Genomic DNA, 6,283 nt, shown 5'->3' with positions numbered 1-6,283 from the left:
CTCCACCGAATCGAGATGATAAAGTGAATCATCAAGCCCCCTCCCTGGCGAGGGGGTTCTTCAGCAGACTGCTAGAGGGCGTTTGTTCTGCTGATCCAACCTGACCAAGACGGCGACACTCGGACGGGTTTTTGAGCCGCGCCGCAGCGTCCAGGCGGAACAGTGCCTCTGGGAGTGCTGCCAGGACCGTACTACACGCAACGATATGAAAGACCCATCGTTGACGGCCAGGCAGCCCCCGGCCTGCTCCGCAATGAGATCGGGATTCACATTCGGCACGGCCGTAGCGATCTCAGCGGCGAGATCCTTGATGAGACTGATGCGCTCGCCGCGCGTCTCAAGGTAACTGTAGTCAACTGGAGGTACGTATCCGATCACCGCATAGGCGTTGCGAAGGCTACCGAACCTCCGCTCGTACAGGTCCGCGCTGGGGCTCCCTTTGCTCGACTGATCGCGTTGAGAGAGAATGTGTGCCGAGCCGGTGCTGAAGAACGCGCAGTCTCTTAAGCAGCTCATCCGAGGACAGCCGTTGCCGTATTCGTCGCTCAATAATCCGTTGTGCGGCATCAAAGACGTTCCGCGACACAATCTGCTCAAGTGCGTCAAACGCTCGTATCAACTTGGCCTTGGCGTTGATCACACGGCGCCCTCGCAAGTAGTTCGATGTCCGGAAGTAGACAGTGTTGCCCGTGTAATTCTCGCTGCGAAGGATGCGACCAATCATCTGAAGATTCCACGGAACGACGCGATGGTTGGCAACGCCTCTCGCGTTCAGCTCGCGCGCGATAGCAGTCCTCTTTTCCGCCGACGAAGCTTTCGAATATCCATCGCACGATCGCTATTTCATCGGGTGGCCCGGCCCGCAGCAAGTCCCAGTCAGTCTGCAAGGCCTTTTGCTGGCCATGTTCGAGAAATCCCCGCGACTTGCCGGTTGTGTCGATCAGCTCTCCGCGCAGCGCGAAACCGGGCTGACCGTCCACCCAATAGCCGAGCCCTGCAATGCGGCTCTGCCCCGCAAAACCTTCGCCGATTGATTCCGGCTGTCCTCCGCTGCCATCAGGCGCTTCATGTTCTTCCAGAGGCCCGACATCGGGCTTCCGTCGTTCCCGAAGACCTCGGCGCAGTAGAGCACCTTCACACCGGCCAACTTGCGGATGAACTCGTAATATGCACTCTCGTCTGTGTCCTGAAATCGACCCGAGCGACTGACGTCCCGCACCAACACATTCCCGAAATCGGCGGCACCCGACTGAACGTCGTTGATCAAACCGATGAGCCCCAGTCGGTTGTTGATCCTCAATCCGCTGATGCCCTCGTCAATATAAGTGCGCACGATCGTGAGCCGATGCTCGGCTGCGTAGCCGGCGATGACAGCCATCTGGTTTGCGATTGAATATTGCTGCCGATCCGTCGACATCCGGATGTACTGCGCAGCCCGGAGCTCGTGCTCCCGACGCCGAGGCAGCCTGGCATGCCGGACAGTGAGCTCTGTTCCCATGGAAGGCTCCCGACCTGTGCAGCTGTCAGCCTATTCCAACCCGCCTGAAAACCAAGAAGTGTGAAGCTGCTCACCCCCGCCGAATCAAGCTTCGCCAGCTCCGACTGGTCCATTTCCGGATGAGTGTCCCGGACGGGGACGTTCCTATTGTTCTGGAGGTCGGCCATGAAGCGCCACGCCATGAGCAAGTATTTCGGTAGTGGCGCCGGCCACGTTCTGCGCCAGCACAACAGCGCCGTGTTGCTGTTCAGCTGGCGCGGCAAGCCGACGGATCGGCCCGCTAATCCCAGCCTTGCCGCCCTGCTCCGCGCCGTGGAGGCCGAGCACGCTCAAAAGGAGCGCTGATATGCAGCTGGCGGAGCTGTTCCAGCCCATCTTCGATCAGTCGGAGATCATCGTGAACGTACTTGGCCGCAGGGCGGGACATGGACTGCAGCAGTTCGTGCCGAATATCTCTCATATCTTCGAGCGCCTGCTGGTTCCTTAAGCGTACGTAAGCTGAGACTATCGCTTCACACGACATGGCGTTCCAAATGCATCACAAAAATGAGTTCTCAAATTTGACTGAACCGAGTGACCCGCGGGTACATATGTGAATCGCGGATGCCGAAATCTCAAAGTCATGTGCGTCAAAAGCACACGCGAGATTGTCCCGAGAGGTCTGCTTTTTCGACCTTGCCATGCTCGTTCCTCCATGTTGGCACCGTGGCGACGCGAGAGAAATTCGCAGGTTCCGATTCGCCTCCCGCCGAACATTGCCTATCTTGGACTCCGGTCAGTGGAGTTCTCGCGTATGGCCTCGCCGTCCATCATTCCGAACGGTCGCCTCGACAAGGACTTTTACGTCGTCCTCGAGGAGTTCCGGGACGGCGCGGCATTCCGCGAGACTGACGAAGGCATCGACCATGCCACGCTGGTCGACGACCTGCTCAACGGCCAACATGACCGGGTGCTCCGCGTGGTCGCCTTCAACCCGGCCGAAGGCTGGTCGCGCGACGCGTCCGACGACATCGCGCTCGAGCACCGCATCGCCGCCGACAGCCTCGATACCTCTCCCGCGTTGAAGGTCGTTAAGAGCCAGCTCGGCCGCGATCGGCGTTCAGCTGGCGCTTCCGCTCCAGTCCTAAACCACTAGGCTTACCAACCAAACCGCGAGCGAGCAGCAGACAGCAATTCCAAGGTATGGCAATGAAATTGTGATCGGTCCCTCACCGACGAAATCCCGACGCTCAAATCAAGCGCGACATTCGCATATTCGCGGCCGCGTGACTATCTCGTTCTCATACCGCCTGCGTTCGAGTTCTGCCTGCCCACTTCCGCCAAGGCCGCCCCCGACGGCACCGACCGGTTCCACGAGATCAAGTATGACGGCTATCGCCTGCGCCTCGAGCTCAATGGCCGCACCGTGCGCCTGATCACCAGGAACGGGCACAACTGGACCGACCGCTCCCCTTGGATCGTAAAGGCCGCGCTGCGCAACCGCGAGCAGGAATTCGTCATTAACGGCGAGGCCGTGGTGCTCGGCGTTGACGGCGTCTCCGACTTCAACGCGCTCCACTCGCGCCGGCAGGTGCAGCTCTATGCCTTCGATCTGCTCGCGCTTGGCGGCGAGGATCTGCGGCAGCTGCCCCTGGAGATGCGCAAGACCAACCTCGCCCGGCTGCTGCGCGGCCGGCCCGACGGCATGTTCATCGAACCCTTCGAGAGCGGCGCCATCGAGCCCGACGTCTTTCGCGCGGCCTGCGACCGCCGCCTTGAGGGCATCATCTCCAAGCGCCGCGATCGCCGCTACATCGCGAGCCGCACGCGCGAATGGCTCAAGATCAAGAACCGCACCCATCCGGCCATGAGCCGGGACCTCCAGCACTACTTTGGCAGAATGTGTTTGCGCCACTGTTTTTCAAGGATTTGTTTTCGGCAATACGGGCAGCGTTGAGGCGGCGGCCGAAGGATGAGGTCGACCATGGCGTGACATACGGCGGGCATGGTTGGCTGAGGCGGAGGCCCGTTAATCTTCCGCCCCGCGTGTGCGAGGCGACAATGTTGCAGGAAGGCGTAGGCAATCATGGTCATTAGGGCGTGGCGATGAAGACCTTGCCATGATCGCCCTTCGAAGTGATCAAGTCCAAGCTCCTTCTTCAACTGCTGATGCGCCTGCTCACAAATCCATCGCGCCTTGATGGTGGTGGCCAGTGTGCGCAGAACCGTCGCCGCTGGAAGGTTGGCGAGATAGTATTTCTTCTCCCCTGAGGCACGTTGCTCGCCAATCAGCCAAGCTTCGTCGCCCGGGAGATGCTGCTGACCTTTTATCCCATATCCGCTGCGGAGGGCCGTCGGCGGTGTGGACACGGACAGCAGCAAATCGGGCTCTCAGACGACCTTTCTTTCCGCTGCGCCAACTCACGTTTTTCCATTTGGCTCTGGTCAGCATTTGTTCTGCCGCAATCGGTAAGATTTCTGGTACGTGGTGCTTTCGCTTCCCGCGGACTTTGGTAATCGGCCAATGAGCTGTACATCAACCGGATACACCTTAAGATGCCGAGGGATCCGACGGCCCAGACCAGGCCGCGTTCTGTTAGCCCTTGTCGAAACGGTGCGCTGAGCCCGTATCCTGCATCCGCCAGCACGCATCCAAAGCGCACGTTGGCTGCCATCGCTCGGTTAACCTCGGCCAAAGCAATTTCCGGCTTGGATCGTGCCGGTTCGGTGTTCGATCGGCACGCGAGCACGCTTCAAACGAGATACATTGCCTGTCCAACTCTCAGGCAGAAAGAGACGCAGCGCGACCATTACCGGCACTTCGCCGCGCGCGAGTGTCAGCGACACCAGCGTTTGGCAATTTGCCGTTTTGCCAAGAGAGGACGCATATTGAGGAGCGACACCAACCGAGCGTTCGCCCTTCTTCGGCATTGCCGTGTCGTCAATAACGAGCACGGCATCCTTGCCGCCGACAAGCCGGTCGGCCTGATTTAACAGTTCAGATTCCAACGGAGTCGCATCCCAGACACCGTCGGCAATGAAATGGTGCAGCTGATCGTAGTTGCCCGCGGCAAGGCGCTCCGCCATCGGCTGAACGATTTGGCGGTAGTCGGGACCGATCAATCCCGCAACGTACAATGGACACATCTGCCGCCGGGTCTTATGACCCAACCGATCCAGCAACGGCTTCAGCCAGCGTTCGGGTTCGTCTTCCCACTCCGCCATGGTCAGCCCTCCGAGAGCCGACCACCCGTGAATCATCGAAAAATTGACTCGGGAATCTTGAGGGTTCTGTGAGGTCGCCGGGCAGGTTTAAGCCGCGCGCGCTATCGTAGCGTGCGACCTCATCCGCGAAAACGGCGTGCGCGAACCGGTCATCGTGTTCGAGAGAAAGATCCTCGACGGCCGCAACCGCTATCGCGCCGCCGTCGAGACCGGCACCGATTGCCCGACGCGCTATTATGGTAACGATCCGCTGGGATACGTCATCAGCCTGAACTTGAAGCGTCGACACCTCGCCGAGAGCCAGCGCGCGATGTGTGCGGCGCGGGCAGCCGAACAGTTCAGGCAGCGACAGGGGTCGGCCGCGCAGACCAAGGCGGCGTGGCACGGTGGGACCGCGAGGAGGAAATCAGGCGCCTCCACGCGGATACGTCCCTGTCATATGATGATCGTGCCGAAATGGTCGCGCAGCTTGGGGCAGGCGCAACCATCACCGCCTTTCCAACTCCGATCGTCGCCACCTGGCGATAGCTTCTTCGTCAGCTCACCGACAGGTAAGTGCTCCAGAGGTTACAACGTATCGTAGTGAACTGAGTCTACTCAGTCGTCGTCCGTGAAGAATACGGATCGGTCTGAGAAGTAAGCAGAATTGGTCTTGATGTAAGTATTCAATTTTGCAGGAAAGCGGGGTGTTGGACCTCGCTTTCTTGCGTTTTAGGATTTTGCTTTTGGGCGATTCGTGATTCCCTGACGGCGTCGTCGACATTGGGGAATGCGATGAGCAAGCCGCGGGATGATCGCCAGAAAGACCTGTTGCTTCCGGCGCTCGATCAGATCATCGACATGGGTCATCCGCTGGTGCGGTTGGCAGCGCTGATCGACTGGAACATCCTGAATGAGCGCTTCAGTTCCGTGTGCCAAGCAGGGTCGGGACAGCCGGGCTTGCCGACGCGGCTAGTCGCCGGCCTGTTCATTTTGAAGCACATGCACAACCTATCAGATGAGGTGCTGTGCGCTCGCTGGATCGAGAACCCGTATTACCAATACTTCTGCGGCGAATTGAGCTTCTGCCACCGTCTGCCGTTCGATCGATCGTCGATGACCCGTTGGCGCCAGCGGCTGGGCGAGGAACAGCTCGTCGCGCTGATCCAAGAAAGCCTGTCGGTGGCGCACAAGACCGGCGCTATCGGTCCCAAGGACCTGGAACGGGTGGTCGTCGATACCACGGTGCAGCCCAAGGCCGTTGCGCATCCGACTGATGCGCGTCTGATGCATAGGGCACTCACCAAGCTCGTCGGGCTCGCCAAGCGAAACCACGTGCCGCTGCGCCAGAGCTATCTGCGCCTGGCCAAGCGCGCCGCCATCATGACCGGCCGCTATAGCCACGCCCACCAGTTCAAACGCGCGCGGCGGCAGCTCAAGTTCCTGCGGACACGGCTTGGTCGGATTATCCGCGACATCAGCCGCAAGATTGATGGCGATACGGTGCTTGAAGCTCGCTTCGGCCCGTTGCTCGGTTTAGCGCAGCAGGTGCGCAGCCAGGATCAGCATCAGCGCGGTCCGAAGGTCTATGCGTTACATGCT

General features: G+C 59.9%; 10 protein-coding genes and 1 pseudogene. 6 read left to right on the top strand and 5 right to left on the bottom strand.

The window, feature by feature from the left end; translation table 11 throughout:
* Positions 1-397: 397 nt before the first annotated feature.
* Together AC5ZFO_RS46840 and AC5ZFO_RS46835 are read right to left on the bottom strand one after the other, a co-directional pair.
* A pseudogene (locus AC5ZFO_RS46840) lies at positions 398-799 on the bottom strand (recombinase family protein); the annotation flags it as partial.
* Positions 800-940: 141 nt separating this feature from the next.
* Complete coding sequence (locus tag AC5ZFO_RS46835) at positions 941-1,498, bottom strand: recombinase family protein (RefSeq protein ID WP_496124117.1); 558 nt, start codon at positions 1,496-1,498, stop codon at positions 941-943.
* Between the two features lie 165 nt (positions 1,499-1,663).
* Here AC5ZFO_RS46835 and AC5ZFO_RS46830 point away from each other — a divergent pair, with 165 nt between their 5' ends.
* From AC5ZFO_RS46830 to AC5ZFO_RS46815, 4 genes are all read left to right on the top strand, one after another.
* Positions 1,664-1,843, top strand: coding sequence for a hypothetical protein (locus AC5ZFO_RS46830; protein WP_496124116.1), 180 nt, complete (start codon positions 1,664-1,666; stop codon positions 1,841-1,843).
* A 1-nt stretch (position 1,844) separates the two neighbouring features.
* The gene (locus AC5ZFO_RS46825) at positions 1,845-1,985 is read left to right on the top strand and encodes a hypothetical protein (protein ID WP_496124115.1); all 141 of its coding nucleotides are present in this window, start codon (positions 1,845-1,847) and stop codon (positions 1,983-1,985) included.
* 306 nt (positions 1,986-2,291) lie between these two features.
* On the top strand, positions 2,292-2,633 hold the full coding sequence (locus tag AC5ZFO_RS46820) for a hypothetical protein (protein ID WP_496124114.1): 342 nt from the start codon (positions 2,292-2,294) through the stop codon (positions 2,631-2,633).
* An 84-nt stretch (positions 2,634-2,717) separates the two neighbouring features.
* Positions 2,718-3,434: an ATP-dependent DNA ligase gene (locus tag AC5ZFO_RS46815; protein ID WP_496124118.1), complete on the top strand. Its 717-nt coding sequence runs from the start codon at positions 2,718-2,720 to the stop codon at positions 3,432-3,434.
* Here AC5ZFO_RS46815 and AC5ZFO_RS46810 read toward each other — a convergent pair.
* From AC5ZFO_RS46810 to AC5ZFO_RS46800, 3 genes are read right to left on the bottom strand one after another with little or no spacing between them, the layout of a single operon-like run.
* Complete coding sequence (locus AC5ZFO_RS46810) at positions 3,365-3,859, bottom strand: transposase (RefSeq protein ID WP_496124113.1); 495 nt, start codon at positions 3,857-3,859, stop codon at positions 3,365-3,367. The two genes, AC5ZFO_RS46815 and AC5ZFO_RS46810, sit on opposite strands and share 70 nt — an antisense overlap.
* Positions 3,805-4,152: a transposase gene (locus AC5ZFO_RS46805; RefSeq protein WP_496124112.1), complete on the bottom strand. Its 348-nt coding sequence runs from the start codon at positions 4,150-4,152 to the stop codon at positions 3,805-3,807. The genes AC5ZFO_RS46810 and AC5ZFO_RS46805 overlap by 55 nt, the downstream gene beginning before the upstream one ends.
* Positions 4,153-4,159: 7 nt before the next feature.
* Complete coding sequence (locus AC5ZFO_RS46800; RefSeq protein ID WP_496124111.1) at positions 4,160-4,702, bottom strand: IS701 family transposase; 543 nt, start codon at positions 4,700-4,702, stop codon at positions 4,160-4,162.
* A 136-nt stretch (positions 4,703-4,838) separates the two neighbouring features.
* Here AC5ZFO_RS46800 and AC5ZFO_RS46795 point away from each other — a divergent pair, with 136 nt between their 5' ends.
* Positions 4,839-5,285 (top strand): ParB N-terminal domain-containing protein, encoded by a 447-nt coding sequence (locus tag AC5ZFO_RS46795; protein WP_496124110.1) that lies wholly within the window; start codon positions 4,839-4,841, stop codon positions 5,283-5,285.
* Between the two features lie 191 nt (positions 5,286-5,476).
* On the top strand, positions 5,477-6,283 hold an 807-nt coding region (locus AC5ZFO_RS46790; RefSeq protein ID WP_496124109.1), incomplete at its 3' end, for an IS5 family transposase.

The sequence above is a fragment of the Bradyrhizobium sp. Unk1 genome (assembly GCF_059512345.1).
Note: the sequence above shows the minus strand (reverse complement) of the source record. Positions and strands in the feature narration are given on the sequence as shown.